Annotated in this window: 15 protein-coding genes; 5 read left to right on the forward strand and 10 right to left on the reverse strand. The window is 43.4% G+C overall.

From position 1 onward, the window contains the following. Nucleotides 1–257: 257 nt before the first annotated feature. On the forward strand, nt 258–920 hold the full coding sequence (locus tag MHN30_RS00005) for an outer membrane beta-barrel protein (RefSeq protein ID WP_130163485.1): 663 nt from the start codon (nt 258–260) through the stop codon (nt 918–920). A gap of 148 nt (nt 921–1,068) precedes the next feature. Here the strand turns inward: MHN30_RS00005 and MHN30_RS00010 are convergent, their stop codons facing one another. Then, complete coding sequence (locus MHN30_RS00010; RefSeq protein ID WP_239356733.1) at nt 1,069–1,680, reverse strand: TIGR04211 family SH3 domain-containing protein; 612 nt, start codon at nt 1,678–1,680, stop codon at nt 1,069–1,071. 298 nt (nt 1,681–1,978) lie between these two features. Here MHN30_RS00010 and MHN30_RS00015 point away from each other — a divergent pair, with 298 nt between their 5' ends. Together MHN30_RS00015 and MHN30_RS00020 are read left to right on the forward strand one after the other, a co-directional pair. After that, nucleotides 1,979–3,499, forward strand: coding sequence for a CYTH domain-containing protein (locus tag MHN30_RS00015; RefSeq protein ID WP_010605999.1), 1,521 nt, complete (start codon nt 1,979–1,981; stop codon nt 3,497–3,499). A 110-nt stretch (nt 3,500–3,609) separates the two neighbouring features. Then, the gene (locus MHN30_RS00020; protein ID WP_039493910.1) at nt 3,610–4,455 is read left to right on the forward strand and encodes an HDOD domain-containing protein; all 846 of its coding nucleotides are present in this window, start codon (nt 3,610–3,612) and stop codon (nt 4,453–4,455) included. A gap of 61 nt (nt 4,456–4,516) precedes the next feature. Here the strand turns inward: MHN30_RS00020 and metK are convergent, their stop codons facing one another. Next, nucleotides 4,517–5,668, reverse strand: coding sequence for a methionine adenosyltransferase (gene metK / locus MHN30_RS00025; protein ID WP_010374713.1), 1,152 nt, complete (start codon nt 5,666–5,668; stop codon nt 4,517–4,519). 260 nt (nt 5,669–5,928) lie between these two features. Here metK and tkt point away from each other — a divergent pair, with 260 nt between their 5' ends. Beyond that, nucleotides 5,929–7,923 carry a transketolase gene (gene tkt, locus MHN30_RS00030; RefSeq protein ID WP_239356746.1) on the forward strand — a complete coding sequence of 665 codons (1,995 nt, stop codon included), beginning with the start codon at nt 5,929–5,931 and terminating at the stop codon, nt 7,921–7,923. Between the two features lie 116 nt (nt 7,924–8,039). Here tkt and MHN30_RS00035 read toward each other — a convergent pair whose 3' ends face one another. From MHN30_RS00035 to lptD, 8 genes are all read right to left on the reverse strand, one after another. Further along, entirely contained in the window at nt 8,040–10,055 is a 2,016-nt protein-coding gene (locus MHN30_RS00035) for a methyl-accepting chemotaxis protein (RefSeq protein WP_130163488.1), read from the reverse strand. A 110-nt stretch (nt 10,056–10,165) separates the two neighbouring features. Next, nucleotides 10,166–10,381, reverse strand: a complete 216-nt coding sequence (locus tag MHN30_RS00040) for a hypothetical protein (RefSeq protein WP_039493901.1) — start codon at nt 10,379–10,381, stop codon at nt 10,166–10,168. A 172-nt stretch (nt 10,382–10,553) separates the two neighbouring features. Continuing rightward, nucleotides 10,554–11,351 (reverse strand): symmetrical bis(5'-nucleosyl)-tetraphosphatase, encoded by a 798-nt coding sequence (locus tag MHN30_RS00045; RefSeq protein ID WP_239356772.1) that lies wholly within the window; start codon nt 11,349–11,351, stop codon nt 10,554–10,556. Between the two features lie 98 nt (nt 11,352–11,449). Further along, the gene (gene apaG / locus MHN30_RS00050) at nt 11,450–11,839 is read right to left on the reverse strand and encodes a Co2+/Mg2+ efflux protein ApaG (RefSeq protein ID WP_010374721.1); all 390 of its coding nucleotides are present in this window, start codon (nt 11,837–11,839) and stop codon (nt 11,450–11,452) included. After that, nucleotides 11,823–12,629, reverse strand: a complete 807-nt coding sequence (rsmA, locus tag MHN30_RS00055; RefSeq protein ID WP_010606006.1) for a 16S rRNA (adenine(1518)-N(6)/adenine(1519)-N(6))-dimethyltransferase RsmA — start codon at nt 12,627–12,629, stop codon at nt 11,823–11,825. The genes apaG and rsmA overlap by 17 nt, the downstream gene beginning before the upstream one ends. Beyond that, nucleotides 12,626–13,618 (reverse strand): 4-hydroxythreonine-4-phosphate dehydrogenase PdxA, encoded by a 993-nt coding sequence (gene pdxA / locus MHN30_RS00060; RefSeq protein ID WP_010374725.1) that lies wholly within the window; start codon nt 13,616–13,618, stop codon nt 12,626–12,628. Before pdxA ends, rsmA begins: the two co-directional genes overlap by 4 nt. Nucleotides 13,619–13,623: 5 nt before the next feature. Next, entirely contained in the window at nt 13,624–14,916 is a 1,293-nt protein-coding gene (surA, locus tag MHN30_RS00065) for a peptidylprolyl isomerase SurA (protein WP_099030509.1), read from the reverse strand. A gap of 15 nt (nt 14,917–14,931) precedes the next feature. Further along, nucleotides 14,932–17,178 (reverse strand): LPS assembly protein LptD, encoded by a 2,247-nt coding sequence (gene lptD / locus MHN30_RS00070; RefSeq protein WP_010374728.1) that lies wholly within the window; start codon nt 17,176–17,178, stop codon nt 14,932–14,934. A 112-nt stretch (nt 17,179–17,290) separates the two neighbouring features. On the opposite strand from lptD, the gene MHN30_RS00075 reads away from it, so the two are divergent. Then, entirely contained in the window at nt 17,291–18,286 is a 996-nt protein-coding gene (locus MHN30_RS00075) for a phosphotransferase (protein ID WP_239356780.1), read from the forward strand.

Genomic DNA, 18,286 nt, shown 5'->3' on the forward strand with positions numbered 1-18,286 from the left:
TCGATCAACTGCTTGTAACTCATGGTAACTACTCTTGTTTTTTGGCGATTACAGAGTACCACCAACAGGCAGTTGATCTCTCCTCACCGATTAACCATGAGTGGTGCACTTATTATCTGAATTCGGGTATCGCCAAACTTTCAATCATACACCTTGTTTAAATTTTTTATATTCAGTGTATACTTCCGCCCGCTTTTCATTTCAATATTTCAAACTAAATATTGCTTCCTTTTTAATCTTTAAACACCGATGTGATAATGAAAAAACAATTATTTGGACTGGCAGTACTATCGTTGCCTATGTACGCGAAGGCTGATATTGCTATATTTTCAGAAGTACTTTTTGGTAAAGCCAATAATGAATTTTATGCCGAGCAAGAATCTGATTTAGGATATAAGCGTGCATCATCCGCTAATTCTGATTCATGGGGGCTGAGGCTCGGTGTTGGGCTTACAGATCATTTAGCTCTTGAAATCGCACAGCATTTTCATGGAGAGTCACTAGCTGAATATACCGTTCACGTTTCTAACACACTCTCTGGAATCTATCAAAACCCATATGACTACTCATATAGAGCCAGATTTCCTATTGATACCGAATCTCTGAGGTTGGGGATTAAGGGAGAGATTGAGATGTCTACCAATATTAATGCAAATATAAGAGTTGGAATGGCACATTGGCAATACAAAGATGTGATCCCTGCACAGTTGGTTCCTACAGGCAGCACTAGTTCAGGTGATAGCGGTAATGATATCTATACCTCGATAGGTGTTGAGTATCGACTAACAGATAATCTCTATGTTGGTTTGGAATACTCTCTTTTGAATATTAAAGAATCAAAAGAATATGACAAAACAGGTGTAGTTCAATATGAGCATAATTTGCACGATATATCCATGTTACTTGGTTGGGCTTTTTAATACGCTGATATTCGGAGTAGAGAAAGGTTATTTTTAGAACTGTATTTAGAGTGGGGCGAATTGAGCAATTCACCCCATCAATTTTGACAAGAAAGTTAGATGTACTGTCAGTGACGAAGTTATCTAACCTCAATAGGTGTATAACCAGTTACCAGCCGTCGTAACGCTTTCTACGAGATAAAAATAGCGTCAGGATCACACCGATAATAATGCCACTGATCCCGATGATGCCACCGTAAGTGAGCAACTGGTGTTGTTCTTTTTGGACTTTTTGCTGCTGTGCTAAACGCTCATCTTGTAGCTGCTTTTCAAGCCCTGAAATAGTGTCTTGAAGTGAAGCATTTTCAGCTAGTAAATTGGTATTGTTTTGCTGCAGCATGGGAAGTTGCTGCTGAGCATCGTTCAGCGCCTCTTGGGTTTCCACCAAGGTTTGGTTAACCGTTTCTAATTGTTGCTTTAAACCCGGTTCCGTGGTGACAAATTTACTTTCTACCCAACCTTCTCTTGCTTTGTCGTCTTTAATTTGGACAAACTCGTCATTAGTGCCACTCAAAATAGTGATTGGCGTACCAGCATCAACAGAGCCTAAAATTCGATAATTTTTACTTGGACCTGTGTGCATGAAAATAAAAAGATTGTCACTAATATAGCCGTTTGGTGTTGCCGCGTTTACTGTGCTATTTTCGTCTGGCTCTTCGGCAAAGCTTACTAAGCTGGTGAAGAGCAGGCTCGCAATGATAAATTGCTTAAAGTTGAACATGCGTGGGCCTTTTATTCTTTGGGTCGTAAAGTTTACAAAATAGTAGGGATTTCGCGGCCTAATAGCAAGGCTTTGTTTATTTTGAATGGCGCGAAATAATTGATTACATAATGAAAATTGCAGCATTTAGCGCAATGATTCAGTGTTATTGATCCGTTGATGTTCAGCGAATTTAGCCTGACTATCTATTGATTTAGCGCATATTTGGTGCACTTCTCATCGGATAAAAAGATTGCAAACTTAGCCTCCTTTGTATATTTTGATCCTCCCTTAGACAAATAGGTAAAACACTGCCCTAATGGACACTGAAATAGAACTGAAATTTTTGGTTTCAGATAATGAAGTTCCGCTGATCCCTGCACTCATCACACAGTTTGCAAAAACGGTCACTAACAAGCCTGCTAAAAACTTAACTAACGCCTACTTTGACACGCCAAATCGTGAATTGCGTGCGCTAGATATCGGCCTAAGAACGCGTTGTTGCAATGATGAATGCGAGCAAACGATTAAGCTTGCGGGAGAAGTTGTCGGAGGGTTACATCAACGACCTGAGTACAATTTACCTATTCAGTCAGGACGTCCTGACTTGTTAGCGTTTGACGCGAATATTTGGCCTCACGGCATGCAACTTGAGTCTATCGCAGAAAACATATTCCCGATCTTCAGTACGAATTTCATTCGTCGTACTTGGTTAATCGAAACGGATTCGGGAACCAAAATCGAAGTCGTGTTGGATAAAGGGGAAATAGCAGCCCAAGGGAAGATGGAGCCAATCAATGAGCTTGAAATAGAGCTGATTGAGGGAAATAAAGAAGATCTTTTCTTATTAGCCGATCACCTAATTAAACAAGCTGGTATGCGCTTGGGACTATACTCAAAGGCCGCCAGAGGATATCGAATTGCCGATGATAAACCTCTAAAACCAAATAAGTTTATAGGGTTTGTACCGCTCAAATCTCAGGTAACGCAAGAACAAGCGCTAATTGCGACAGTCAGTTATGGTATTCAGTTCGTCCAAAAACATGAGCAGTGCTATTTTAATAAACCAAGTCTCAAGACATTAAAACGAGTTATTGACGGAGTTTCACTTATCCGTCACGCGTTTTGGTTGTTCGATGACATCGTTGATAAAAGCTCGACTGAGAGTATTCGCAATGAGTTAAAATGGTTGTTGTCAGAACTTGCTTGGGTCGAAAATGCAATTCATTTGAAAACCTATACCTCAAAGCGCCATGCTTATCATAAGAAACTTAATCAGTTTCCTGAATTGGCGCAGGTCATTACCGATCTGCAAGATGTTCAGCCAACACCGACGGACATTGAAGATTTATTTCATTGCACCCGCTATAACCGTTTGATCCTTTCACTTACTCGCTGGCTTGTTGATAGAGCTTGGCGTAAAAACTGGGATCAAAAAGCACTGAGTGCAGCAGAGCTACCGGTCACAGAAATCGCAAGCCAATTATTTGATAAAGACTGGCAAGAGTTGAAAAACTTGCTTCCACAGGATAAATCGCTTTCTGAAAAAGATTATTTACATGTCAGAATAAAGCTAGAAAATACGCTGCTAAGCGGTAACTGTCTGGGTAAGCTTTACGATAAAGAAGCGCGCAAAGCGTTTAGAACGCCTTGGATTGATATCGTTTATGGTATTTATGAGCTAGAAACACTGGCGTATTTATATCAGCTTTGCCAAAGCCAAAATGCAGACGAGCTGCAAGAAGTGCAGGCATGGCTTAAGCAAAAATCAGACTTTTTGATAAGTGCTATGGAGCAAAGTCGACAATCTTCCATGCATAGCGAACCATATTGGTTCTAACCAGATTAAGCGGGGTTTTATCCCGCTTTTTTGTACCACTTCATTACAATCAATACTGCAAATATCAGGCGATGAACTAAACTTGGGTGTATCAATTCTGAGGTAGCCCAATGATCGATATAGACGATAAAGTGCTGAATGATTTGCGCGGCGGATTTAACTTACCTGCTAAGCCTGAAATATTACAAGCCTTACAAAATGAACTATCACAACCGGAGCCTGAGTTATTTACCGTGGCGGATATTATTGCGGCAGATGTTGGTGCGTCTGCAGCGGTATTAAAGGTAATTAATTCACCGGCTTATGGTCTTGCCCGTACAATCACTGATATAAAACAAGCTGTGATGTTTTTGGGCGTTACCTGTATTACACAGCTAGTGACTGGGTATTTGCTTAAAAATGCGTTTGAGCAGTCAAAGTGCTGTATTTCACTGCAGCAGTTTTGGGATAATGCTGCGGATATCTCAAAAGCAGCAATGGTGGTTGGACATCATTTAAAAGCATCATTACCCCTAGAGAATTTGCAGCTGCTCGGACTCTTTCACGATGCCGGGATCCCAGCAATGGCCGTAAAATATCCAGACTACGCTGAAGTAATAAAACAGTCTATAGAGCGGCCTGAGCAAACATTGATTTACTACGAGCAGCAAAAGTATCCAGTGCCTCACACTGTGATAGGTTACTTTCTTGCGACGTCTTGGCACTTACCCAAAGAAATATGCCAGATGATTTTGCGCCACCATGACGTTAGCTATCTTGAAGAGCAAAAAAATGCACAACATGTGCAAACCTTTGCGGCACTTAAACTGGCTGAAAACCTCTGTTTCGAAGCAAAACATTTTAGAAGCGCAGCGGATTGGTATCTATTTAAAGACAAGGTGATGATTGAGCTTAATCTTCATGATGATGAGTATCAAAACTTAAAAGATGATGTCGACGAGGTATTTATCGGGTAGGGGTTATCTATGGGCATTAAAAAAGGCGCACTTGGCGCCTTTTTTACTTTTTCAGCAGGGGTTATAGGCCTGCAGCTGCACGTAGTGCGTCAGCTTTATCTGTTGCTTCCCAAGGGAACTCTTCACGACCAAAGTGGCCGTAAGCAGCAGTAGGCTGATAAATTGGACGCTCAAGGTCTAGCATAGTGATTAGACCGTAAGGACGTAAGTCGAAGTGCGCGCGGATAAGTTCGATTAAACGCGACTCATCAAGCTTGGCTGTACCGAAAGTTTCTACACTGATAGAAGTAGGTTCAGCAACACCGATTGCGTAAGACACTTGGATCTCACACTTGTCAGCAAGGCCAGCGGCAACAATGTTCTTCGCAACGTAGCGCGCTGCGTAAGCTGCAGAACGGTCAACTTTTGATGGATCTTTACCAGAGAATGCACCACCACCGTGACGAGCCATACCGCCGTATGTATCTACGATGATTTTACGACCAGTTAGACCACAGTCACCCATAGGACCACCGATAACGAAACGGCCAGTTGGGTTGATGAAGAACTTAGTCGCTTCTGTGATAAGCTCTGCAGGTAATGTAGGCTTGATGATCGTTTCCATCACAGCTTCTACAAGGTCAGCTTGTGATACAGAATCACAGTGTTGTGTAGATAATACGACTGCGTCGATACCTACTGCTTTACCGTTTTCGTACGCGAATGTTACCTGAGACTTAGCGTCTGGACGTAACCAAGGTAGCGTGCCGTCTTTACGAACTTGCGCTTGGCGCTGAACTAAACGGTGTGAGTATGTGATAGGCGCAGGCATAAGTACGTCAGTTTCGTTACACGCGTAACCAAACATTAGGCCTTGGTCACCAGCACCTTGTTCTTCTGGACGAGAACGGTCAACACCTTGGTTGATATCAGGTGATTGCTTACCAATGGTGTTAAGGATTGCACATGAATCAGCGTCAAAGCCCATGTCAGAGTGTGTGTAACCAATTTCACGCACGGTCTTACGAGTTAATTCCTCGATATCAACCCAAGCGCTAGTTGTGATTTCACCACCAACCATAACCATACCGGTTTTAACGTAAGTTTCACACGCAACACGTGCTTTTGGATCTTGCTCAAGGATGGCATCTAGAACCGCATCAGAGATCTGATCGGCGATTTTATCTGGATGGCCCTCAGAAACAGATTCAGAAGTAAATAAATGTTTAGCCATTGTATTTATGCTCACAAATATTGCGCTTCACAAACATCAGGGACAGCGCGAAAAATTAAGGGGCGTATTCTAACCAAAAAACCTAGGCATTGACTAGTTATTTTACGCCTAGACGTCCAAAATTGTGCAAACTTTTTTAATGGTCGGAAAAAGTCCGTCTGTACCCGTTTTTTTATGGCCTTTGCCGTTGCAGTTAGCCATATAAATAAGTAAGAATGGGCTCAAACCCCCGCGAAACACATTTAAAGGTAGGAGAATTCATGCCATCTCGCAAAGAACTTGCTAATGCAATTCGCGTTCTTTCCATGGACGCTGTACAAAAGGCCAAGTCTGGCCACCCAGGAGCCCCTATGGGCATGGCGGACATCGCAGAAGTACTTTGGCGCGATTTTTTAAAGCACAACCCAAGTAATCCTGAGTGGTTCGACAGAGATCGCTTCGTATTATCAAACGGTCACGGCTCGATGTTAATTTATTCATTGTTGCATTTGTCGGGTTATGACTTATCAATTGACGACATCAAAAATTTCCGTCAGCTACACTCAAAAACACCAGGCCACCCAGAATATGGTTATGCGCCAGGTATTGAAACTACTACTGGCCCATTAGGTCAGGGTATTACTAATGCGGTAGGTATGGCGATTGCTGAAAAAGCATTGGCTGCACAGTTTAACCGTGAAGATTACGACATCGTTAATCACTATACCTATGCATTTTTAGGTGATGGTTGTTTGATGGAAGGTATCTCACACGAAGCTTGTTCACTTGCGGGTACCCTTGGTCTTGGCAAACTGATTGCATTTTGGGATGACAACGGTATTTCAATCGACGGTGAAGTTGAAGGTTGGTTTAGCGACGATACACCAAAACGCTTTGAGTCTTATGGCTGGCATGTTATCGCCGGTGTTGATGGTCACGATAGCGATGCGATTAAAGCGGCAATCGAAGCGGCGCAAGCAGAGTCTGACAAGCCAACCCTTATTTGTTGTAAAACGGTTATCGGTTATGGTTCACCAAATAAATCTGGTAGCCATGATTGTCACGGTGCACCGCTAGGTGATGATGAAATCAAAGCAGCACGTGAATTCCTTGGTTGGGAACACGGTGCATTTGAAATACCAGAAGATGTGTACGCGAAATGGGACGCAACAGCACGTGGTCAAAATCAACAAAGTGACTGGTTGATTAAGTTCACTGAATACCAAATGCATTATCCTGAGCTTGCTGCTGAATTTGAGCGTCGCATGAAAGGCGAGCTTCCAGCAGACTGGTCTGAGAAAACAGAAACCTATATCGCAGAGCTTCAAGCGAATCCTGCAAACCCAGCAACTCGTAAAGCATCACAAAATGCATTGAATGCCTATGGCCCAATTCTACCTGAGTTTATGGGTGGCTCTGCTGACCTTGCGGGTTCTAACTTAACACTTTGGGATCAATCTAAAGGCTTAACGGCAGAAGATGCTGCGGGTAACTACATTTTCTACGGTGTGCGTGAATTTGGTATGTCTGCCATCATGAATGGTATTGCACTGCACAGAGGCTTTATCCCTTATGGTGCGACATTCCTAATGTTTATGGAATACGCGCGTAATGCCGTACGTATGGCTGCATTGATGAAGCAAAGAAGCATCTTTGTGTATACTCATGATTCAATCGGTCTTGGTGAAGATGGTCCAACACACCAACCTGTAGAACAAATGGCGAACTTACGCACTACGCCAAACCTAGCGAGCTGGCGTCCATGTGACCAAGTTGAGTCAGCAGTTGCTTGGCAGCAAGCGGTTGAACGCGCTGATGGTCCATCTGCACTTGTATTTACCCGTCAAGGTCTTGCGCAGCAGCCTCGTACCGCTGAGCAGGTTGCAGCGATTAAGCAAGGTGGTTATGTTCTATCTTGTGATGGTGAGCCTGAAATCATCCTTATTGCAACCGGCTCTGAAGTGCAACTTGCAGTTGAGTCTGCGGATAAGCTTCGTGCAGAAGGTAAAAAGGTACGTGTTGTGTCTATGCCTTCAACGGACATTTTTGATGCGCAATCTCCAGCATACAAAGAAAGCGTACTACCAAGCTCAGTAACGCGTCGCGTCGCTATCGAAGCGGGTATTGAGGACTTCTGGTACAAATATGTAGGCCTAAATGGTGCTATCGTTGGTATGACAACGTTTGGTGAGTCAGCGCCTGCTGATGAGCTATTCAAGCTATTTGGCTTTACGGTAGAAAATATCGTTGAGAAGGCAAACGCATTGTTTGCATAATCAAAGAAAAGAAACAAAAAAACCCATGCCATGCATGGGTTTTTTTATGCTTAGCGGTTTTGCTAAACCACCTAAAGCTTTGAGACTGTTTCCTGCTCAAAGCTCAGGTTAGATAGCTAAACCTTAAACTGTTCTACCGATAAGCGTAACTCTTCGGCGAGTTTAGCAACCTCAGAACTAGAGATTGAGGTTTGGCTCGCGCCTTCAGCCGTTTGCTCTGCGATTGTTACAATCGATTCCAAACGTTCACTAATTTCCTGTGCTACTTGTTGTTGCTCATTCGCCGCGTTTGCAATCTCTTCACTCACATCATGGGCCTGAGAAACGGCTGCAGTGATAGAGTTTAATGCTTCATTAGCAAGATCGCTCTGAGTTACGCACGACTCCGCCTGCTGTTTGCCTTTCGACATCGCGCCTACCGCTTCTTCGGCACCTGCTTGTAAGGATTCAATCATTGCTTGAATTTCTTGAGTTGACTCTTGAGTCTTACTTGCGAGCGAGCGCACTTCGTCTGCTACTACTGCGAAGCCACGACCCTGTTCACCAGCACGCGCAGCTTCGATTGCAGCGTTTAGTGCAAGGAGGTTAGTTTGCTCGGCAATGCCACGGATAACATCCAAAATACTGCCTATCGAAGCGCTGTCTTGGTGTAGTTTGTTAATCACGCGAGAGGCTTCATCCACTTCCCTTGCGAGTTGCTCAATAGTGTGTTTGTTCTCATGTGAAATGCCTTTAACACGCTCAGCTTCTTTATCAGCATTTTTAATTTCTTGTAATGCTTGATGCGCGCTGTTACTAACACCGTGAGAGGTGCTACTCATCTCAGTGGTAGCGGTAGCTGCTTGCTCTACTTGTGCCTGCTGATTCTTAATTGCTTGGCTGGATTCTGTAGTGATAGTCGATGTTTCTTCGGACGCTGCAGCAAGCTGTGTCGAACGAGAAATAATGCCAGTGATAAGTTCACGTAAGCTAGAGATTAGGGTGTTACAGCTTCTAGATAATTCACCAAACTCATCTTTTGCAGTGTCATCTAAGCGCTGTGTCATATCGCCACTGGCGACAATGTTTAAAACTCGGTTTACTTCCGATAGTGGTTTTGTGATACGGCTAACGGTAATGTAAGCTACGCCGACTGCCATTAGCGTTGCTACTATCATCCCGATCCAAGTCCATAGGTTTGCTGTGCCTACATCGGCACGTACGCCTTGCTGTAAGTTAAAGGCGACTTGGCTTGCTTCGGAGAGTAAGTCATCTAGCTGAGACAGAGCGGCTTTTGTGGTTTTCTCGGCGTCGGATAATTCCTTACGCGTTTCGGCTAATGCGTTGATCAAGCGTTTTTGATTTTCCGCGATGCTGTTGCTGCCGGTAACTGCACCTTTTAAATTAGTGTAATAGCCTTCGAGATCAGCAAACAAACTGCTATCAAGCGCGCTAACGGGGCCACGCATTAAATCAATATTACGACCTAGCTCTTCAACGAGATAGCTTTGATCTCGACTTACGATTTCTAGTGTATTGATGTCTTCAACCGTAACAACATCATTGGCGCTGGTCACAACAGAAGAAAAGTTATTTTCTAAGTTATTTGCAGCTTGAAAAGCACGTTTGTCAGCATCTTCTAAGCCATCCAAATCAATGATATCAACCGTCACCATAGTCGCATCTTCTGCGGCAACGTCGATAGTTGATAACTGCTCTTTTAATTTGTCCCGTAACGAAAGCTCAGTTGTTTTTTCGTTTACCAAGCTGTTCATGGCTGTTACGAACGCATCATAACTTTTGCCAACATCACGACTGCTTGAGGCCAATTTATTATTAGCGGCAACGACCTGCTGCAGCTCTGAATAGGTTTTGTCAAAGATCTTCTGGCGCTCTGCAAATTGCTGTTTTAGCGTCGCCAGCTCAGTCTCTGAACGTGCATAAAAACTTCCCTGAGCCATTTTGCTCATTAAAGTGAACTCTACTTGCAGAGCGGAGCTTTTAGAGAGTGCTGGTAAAGACAGGTTATTAACCTGTTGAGTTGAGTTGTCAATGTTTGCAATTCTAAATAAAGAATTGCCCCCGATAAGAAGAAGCAACAAGGTGATGGTAATAAAACCACCCCAAATACGTTGGCTAACAGTCAAATTCATAGCTGTCCTACAAAATTTACAAAGCAATACGGATACTTATCGGATTTATTGCGGATAAGTTAAGTATTTTATAGCAGATGTGACAAAAAATTTCAGTAAAAAAGGTCGGATTACAAAAAATAGCAGCTCAACGGATAAAAAGTATAAGCTTCACGTTTTCTTCGAGTGTAGCTTAGGGCCTGTTGCCCTTTGCTGTTTGACTTTTGTTCTCCTGGGTGTGTTTTGGTCGCGGCGCTCGACTTGCCGCCTAGTAATCTAAGCAAAAGTTGAGCAACAATGAACAAAGCGCACTCAGGGGAACCCAAAGGGCAGCGCTTGATTGGCATTTCTACTGTGTTATCGCCTGACTCACATAGAATACTATGCTACGCAGGCTCTGCCTTGTATAAATACCAATCAAACTGCTGCAAAAACAAACTTGAAAGATCAACAGGCCCTAGTTTAATAAAAGTTAAAGTAAGTGCTTACCCTAACGTTGATTTAGGGCTGTTATAGAGGTTAGCTATGCTGATACTTTTCGCCACTGTCGATATTTATCATTGTCATAGGGCCTCCCCACACGCAGCCAGTGTCTAAGGCAATAATATTTTTCTTGTTGGTTTCGCCTTCCAAAGCAGCCCAGTGGCCGAAAAGTAGGGTAGTGTCGGCTGATGTTTGGCTGAGCTCAAACCACGGAGTGAGACCTGCCGCATCTTTTAGGCCAGACTTGTTCTTAAGATCCAGTTCGCCATTTTGTTTTAGAAAGCGCATTCGAGTGAAGACGTTAACAATGGCTTTAAACTTATCTTGTTCACCGAGCTTATCGAGCTCAAGGCCTGGGTGAGCGCCGTACATATTGGCGTAAAACTCAGGGGCTTTTGTCGATTGATAAATAGCTTCGGCAAAGCGCGCATATTCTAGCGCTTGCGTAATATTCCAGCTTGGATGAATACCTGCATGAGAAATAAAAGTTTGCTGTGTTTCAAGCCAAATAGCCAGCGGCTGTGAACGTAATAAGTCAGCATATTTTTGGCATTTAGGGCTGGCAAAAACCGCGTCTAATTTATCTTTTGGGTTTGGAGCGACTCCCAAAGCAAGACAGGCTAAAAAGTGGAGATCGTGATTGCCGAGTGTCATGCTAATAGAGCCAGCGTGTTGATAGAGGAACTCTAAGCAAGCAAGCGAATCTGGGCCTCTGGCGATGATGTCACCGACAAAGTATAAATGGTCTTGGCTTGGGTTAAAGTTGACTTGATCGAGTAGCCCGATGAGTGGAGTGAAGCAGCCTTGCAGGTCTCCAATTGCGTATTTTGCCATTTATTACCTGTGGTTTTTATAACTCAATGTTTTTATTCTGATGTCTAGCACATATGAGGAACGCGGGGTAAACCCGCTTCCGCAAAATAAAAACGGTATCAATGCAAAATATTTGGACAGGAGAGTCTAAATACATTGATTGGCGCTTTAAACTCGGTGCCAAACTCATTACGCATTAAATAATACCCTTCCATCGTACCAACTGGGGTATCGAGCACCGCGCCGCTGGTGTACTGATAGCTTTCGCCAGGACGAATGGTGGGCTGCTCACCGACAACACCATCACCTTCTACTTCGGTCTCTTTGCCATTAGCATCGGTAATGAGCCAATAACGACTATGTAGCTTAGCGTTACATAAGCTATGGTTTTTGATGGTAATGGTGTAGGCAAACACATATTTGTCCTTTTCAGGCTGTGATTGCGCTTCAACGTAAAAGGTCTCTACCGATACTTTAATCGGTGAGCCAATATTAGTTTGAGTTGTCATATATCCAATTTGCAATTTCAATAAACTGGTTAAGCGACAGGTTTTCAGCACGAAGCGTAGGGTCAATACCTAAGTTTCGCAGCTGCTCTTCGGTTAACAGGTTCGATAAGCTATTTCTTAGTGTCTTACGACGTTGGTTGAACGCTTCTAAGCAAACAGTATTCAAAAGTTTAGTGCTTTTGGCTGTACGTTGTGAAGGATCTTTTGGGATCAATCGAACAACTGCTGAGTCAACTTTTGGTGCCGGTTTAAAGCAATGTGGTGGTACTTCAATCACGGGAATAGCGTGACAATAGTACTGCGTCATTACACTCAAGCGACCAAAGGCCTTGCTGCCAGGGCCTGCAACCATACGGTTAACCACTTCTTTTTGCAGCATAAAGTGCATATGCTCGACCTGATCGGCAAATTCAAATAAGTGAAATAGCAAAGGGGTTGATACGTTGTAAGGTAAGTTACCAAAGATCTTCAGTTTTTCCCCTTCTTTGATTAAAGAAGAGAAGTCAAACTTCATCGCGTCACCTTGGTGAACCGTTAATTTAGGTCCCAAGAATGGATGATGGATCAAGCGCTCGGCAAGATCTTTATCGAGTTCTACAACGGTTAGGTGACCACTTAAATCACAAACAGGCTCAGTGATAGCACCTAAACCAGGACCAATTTCAACCAGATTGTCTTCAGGTTTTGGGTCGATGGCAGTTACTATCTTGTCGATAATATTGTTGTCATTTAAGAAGTTTTGACCAAAGCGTTTACGCGCTCTGTGTCCGAGATGTACTTTATCTGTCATGCATTCTGTGCTTTTTTGGTTGCGAGCTTAATTGCTTCGCGGATCGCTAATTCAAAACTACCCACTTCAACATCACCAGAGCCAGCTAAATCAAGCGCTGTACCGTGATCAACCGATGTGCGAACAAAGGGTAATCCTAGGGTAATGTTTACTGAGTTTCCAAAACCTTTATATTTTAACACAGGTAAGCCTTGATCGTGATACATTGCGAGCACAGCATCAGCATTATCTAAATATTTAGCTTGGAAAAGGGTGTCAGCTGGCAGCGGTCCAACCAAGTTCATGCCTTGTTTATTCAGCATTTCCAGTGTTGGTTCAATGGTTTCTATTTCTTCACGACCAAGGTGGCCACTTTCCCCAGCATGCGGATTTAATCCACAAACTAATACTCTTGGTTGTTCAATACCAAACTTGGTTTGTAGGTCGTGATGTAAAATATGAATGACTTTGCTGAGACGCTCAGGCGTAATCGCCTTTGATACATACGCCAGTGGGATATGCGTAGTAACTAGCGCTACACGCAGCCCTTCGGTTGCGAGTAGCATAACGACATCAGCGGTATCAGACTGCTGTGCAAAGTACTCAGTATGGCCGCTAAACGAGATCCCAGCTTGGTTAATAATACCTTTATGAACAGGACCCGTGACTACCGCTGCGAATGTCCCATCCATATTCTTTTCAGAGGCAATGCGCAAGGTTTCGAGCACATAATGGCCATTGGCTTCATCTAATTGACCTGCGACCACTTCAGCACCTTTGTCTACTTGAAGGTAGTAAATAGCACCAGCAGGTGCCGCTTCAGGCGCAGCATCGCTGTCAAACGGCAATAACTTGATTTGCTCACCAAGTTCTTTGGCGCGTTTTTCTAAAATACTTTTATCAGCCACCGCAACCAACTGAGCAGGCCATGCATGCTGAGCCAGTTTGATAACAAGATCTGGGCCAATACCTGCAGGCTCACCCGGTGTAATTGCGATTCTGAGTGTCATAGCCGTTATTCCGCTTCGATAATTTCAATATGCGCTTGGTCACGCATTTCTTTAATCCATTTAAAGCTTTCTTCTTTAAATTTACGGTTAAACAGCAGACGGTGTGCGCGATTTAACTTGGCTTGTTCTGTTTTATCGGCCACGCGTTTATCTAGCAGTTGTACAATGTGCCAGCCAAATGTACTTCTAAATGGTTCACTGATCTGATCTTTTTCTAGCGACAACAGAGTGTCTCTAAACGCTGGTACGTATGTAGTTGGATCCGTCCAATCGTACTCACCGCCTTTAAGTGCAGAGCCCGGATCTTCAGAATATTCTTTAGCTAGCGTCGCAAAGTCAGCGGTACCTGCGCGCAAGTCTTTTACAAAACCTGTTAGCATTGAGCGTGCTTTTTCTTCACTTAGGATAATAGACGGTTTGATTAAGATATGACGTGAACGTACCTCAACGGTTTCAACGACTTCACGACCACGAATATCTTGTACTTTTAGAATGTGGAAACCTGCACCTGAGCGCAGTGGACCAACGATGTCGTCTTTTTTCGCACCTTTAATGGCCTCAGCGAACAAGGTTGGCATTTCGTTAATGCCCATCCAGCCTAATTGACCACCATCTAGTGCTTTTGAGCCGCTCGAAGAGGCAATTGCGATGCGCTTGAACTCTTTACCTTCGTTCAAAAACTTAATCACGTTATCAGCGCGCTCACGAGCGTCTTCAATTTCTTCTGGCGTTGCTTTATTTGGGATCTTAATCAAGATATGGCCAATATCATATTCTTCCGAGTTACCCGTTTGCTCACTCAAGATTTTTTGCAGGTTAGTCACTTCTTGAGGGCTAATATAAATACGGCGGTCAACACTGGCACGGCGCACTTGGCTTGTGGTTATTTCTTTACGGATCTCTTCTCGATATGCCTGAAAGCTTTCGCCACTCGCTTCAACTGAGCGACGTAGGTCAGCGATAGTACCGCCTTGATCTTGGGCAATATTTGCAATGGTCTGGTCTAATTGAGCATCGGAAATTTGCATACCCATGCGATCACCCAGTTGCAACATTAAAGATTGCTCAATGAGTTTATCGATGGCTTGTAAGCGTAATGTTTTATCGCTAGGAAGCTCTGTGCCTTGCTGCTCAGCCTGTTCTTTAACACGATTTATTATTTGATCGACTTCGCTTTGTAAAATTACACCATCATTAACCGTGGCAACAACAGTATCTAGCTTTACACGCTCAGCATGTGCTTGAGTAAACAGGCCTGCACTTAATGAGGCCACTAATAACAACTTTTTTAAATTCATACGGCTTTCTAAATTCTATTTATTCAAAAAATACGGTCTACGGTAACCAAAAATACCCTGTTGAAGGAGTTTACTCGCATCACCACTGCTTTGGCTTCCAAGCCCTGTAAGGACAAATTTCAGGCTGAAGCCAGAATCAAACACTGCTTCATCATTTGTAAGTGTTTGGTTTAAGTTTGTTTCAATTTGACGATTCGCAGTCACCTGAATAGCCCAACAACAAGACTGGTATTGAACACCAACAAAGGATTCAACACTTCTATTTGCCGTCATATCTCGGTGATAGCTTGCTACAAATTGCCAGTTATCGTCAATTGGTAAACTTGTAAAGAGACCGACTTGGTCAATTTCATAGTCTGAGACATCATTAACATAACGATGGTTCAATTGCACTAACTGCTTGTCGTCTCCTTTATAGTCCAAGGTAAAGTGAGACTGCACTAACTCTTTGCTATCCACATCGTATTGCACCCCACCTGAGAGGTACCAGCGCTTATGCCAATGTAACATGGATTCAGCGGCAAATAGTGCATTATAGTTGGTATCATCAGTAAATAGCTGTTCAGAAGGCTTTACAGATGACTCAAGATAAATGATCTGACCTGCACTGAAGTTAAAGCGTTCGACATTACTGCTATCGAATACACGCGTAGTTGCACCCACGGTGAATTGATTGGCTTCTGCAATACGGTCATAACCTGAGTAACGGCGTGCTCTAAACAGACCAATAAAGTCATCTTGTAATTTAGCCGTGTCGTACCAGCCAATTTGGCTTTGCTCTCTGTGTGGTGTGTAAAGGTACTGAATTTGTGGCTCAAGTGTTTGTGTGCCTTGTTCAAAAAAGAACTCGGTACTGCGTTCAAAATTCAGTTGTCCATGTACCCGTAAACTTGGCAATGTACGCGTGACAGACTCCTCATACTCTGTATCAGGCACATCTATATTTTGTTCATAACGCGTGTGAAGTAGGCGTGCTTCCGAAGTAAATGACCAAGCGTAGTCGCTACGTGAAAAAGACACGCGAGGTTCTAGGTGTAATCGCGACGCCTCTGAGATTGGTAGAGCATCATTTTGAAAATAGGCAAATTCACCCTCAAAGTCCCAATCAAGACCAACAAGTTCATAACTGTCACGTGTACGGAAGCTAATTTGCGGTAGTGCAGTGTAGGATTCTCTGTGATCACCCAACACTTCAAAATCTTGCAGTTTTAAGTCAACCAGCCAATCGTCGCCTAGATAACTCAAGCTGCCAGTACGGTACAATTGAGTGTCGGTTTCATTGGCGTATTCGGATGTTAAGTCAGTGAGGTAGTTATCGTCACTGACATTTGTGACATCAACAAATGCGCGCCATTTATCACTTAAATAGCTTTTTTGTTGCCAATGCACAAGATAGCGATCGTCTAGCTGCGGCTCGGAATCATCCTTACTGAGATATTCCACGCCAATTTTACCTTGATGTTGTTCAGTTAAATATCTGAACTCGGTAATAAGCTGAAATCCTTTATTAGCCATGTATCTTGGCGTTAAGGTCGCGTCGTAGTTGGGGGCTAGGTTGAGATAATAAGGGGTGATCAGCTCTAAACCAAACTTATTTGAGCTGGAAATTGTCGGCGTCAGCAGGCCTGATTTTCGTCTATCGTCGATTGGAAACGTAAAATAGGGTAAATAGATAATGGGCGTGTCCATAATTTTGAACACCGTATTATAGGTCTCACCCCAACCGTCTTCTCGAGAAAGTACAATGCTGCTCGCTTCGATACTCCAAAATGGGTCATCAGCAGGACACGTGGTAAAGCTCGAGTTGTCGAGTGAAATTTTGCTGCCAGAGGCATGCAATTTCTCTGCACCACCGCGGCCCTGCTGGTCTGTTAATTCATATTCAGCACCAAGCAAGCTCACGGTGTTAGCATTTAAATCAGCGAATAGCCCATTACTGTGAACTTTGGTAAATTGGTCACGATAGAGTAGTGGTCCAGAAGCGCTGAGCAGGCCTTCTTTTTTATCGATTAGCGCACGTCTAGCTTCTAAGCTCATGGTTTCAGTGTTAATCACCACATTACCCGAAAATTCAGCGCTATCAGTACCTTGTAGTTCTAAGTCATCGGCAACGATATCAATGGCATGTTTGGGCAGCGAGGCTAACGGCTTCCAGTTTTCTGGCTGCATATAGTCTTTACATTGTGCGGCGACAATGTTCGTATTAGCAAAAGCTGTAGAATGAATCGCGGATAATACAGCCAAGCCCCAAATTTTGCGCATTTAATAACCTATTAGCTGAGCATTTAATAATAAGCTCATCATGATAAATGAAAACTGTCGGAAATACAGTAGCATTTAAATATTTACAAGTAGAAGGTGTAATAGTAAATCCATGAATAGTCAAAACCAGCGCGTTGAGTTTATACAGCAAGCAATACATAGCGACGATTTTACGTGTGAGGCTATCACCTCGGATGCCAGTTTCCGCCGTTATTATCGCGTCAAGCGACAAACGATGTCGTGGATCTTGATGGAGACACCAGTCGATAAACTCGATAATGCCCCTTTTATTGGTTTAAATACGGTGTTTGCAGAGCAAGGCCTCAATGTGCCACAAATCCTTGAGAGTAATGAAGAGCAAGGGCTGTTACTGTTACAAGATTTGGGTTCTGAGCATTTGGCCGATAGATTGGCATTGCCTTCTCGGCTAGAGGACTATCGTGCGTTGATAGCGCTTATTCCAGAAATAGCCAAAACACCAAAGAGTGAATGGATGAAGCCCTATGATGCTGATTTCGTTGATATGGAACTTAATATCTTTTACGAGTGGCTTGTAGCAAAATGGCTTGGTTTAACACCCACCGAATATCAACAAGTGCAGTGGCATAATGTGAAGTTGAAGCTCGTCGATGCGATGACTCGCCAGCCGCAGGTTACGATGCATCGAGATTTTCATAGTCGCAACCTGATATGTCATCAGTCTCAGTGGTATCTCATTGATTATCAGGATGCGGTACAAGGACCTGTCACTTATGATGTGGTTTCGCTGTTGCGGGATTGTTATACTCGCCTTGATGCACATGAGTTTACCGAGCTTCAGCAACATAGCTTTGATTGCTTAAAAGCGGCAAATTTATTAGGCGATATGGATTTTAGCTCCTACCAACATTACTTTGACTTAACGGGGATGCAAAGGCACCTTAAAGCTGCCGGGATTTTTACTCGCCTATTGCAGCGAGACGGCAAAGGCGGGTACTTAGAAAATATTTTGCCAACCTTACGCTATCTTGTTGAAGTGGCGAATAAGTATAAAGAATTTCAGTGGCTTGCAAGCTGGCTGGAGAATGACATAATGCCTCAAGCGCAGGCCAAATTAGGCACTAAATAG

The sequence above is a fragment of the Pseudoalteromonas sp. OF7H-1 genome, from assembly GCF_022347825.1.
GTDB lineage: Bacteria > Pseudomonadota > Gammaproteobacteria > Enterobacterales > Alteromonadaceae > Pseudoalteromonas > Pseudoalteromonas maricaloris.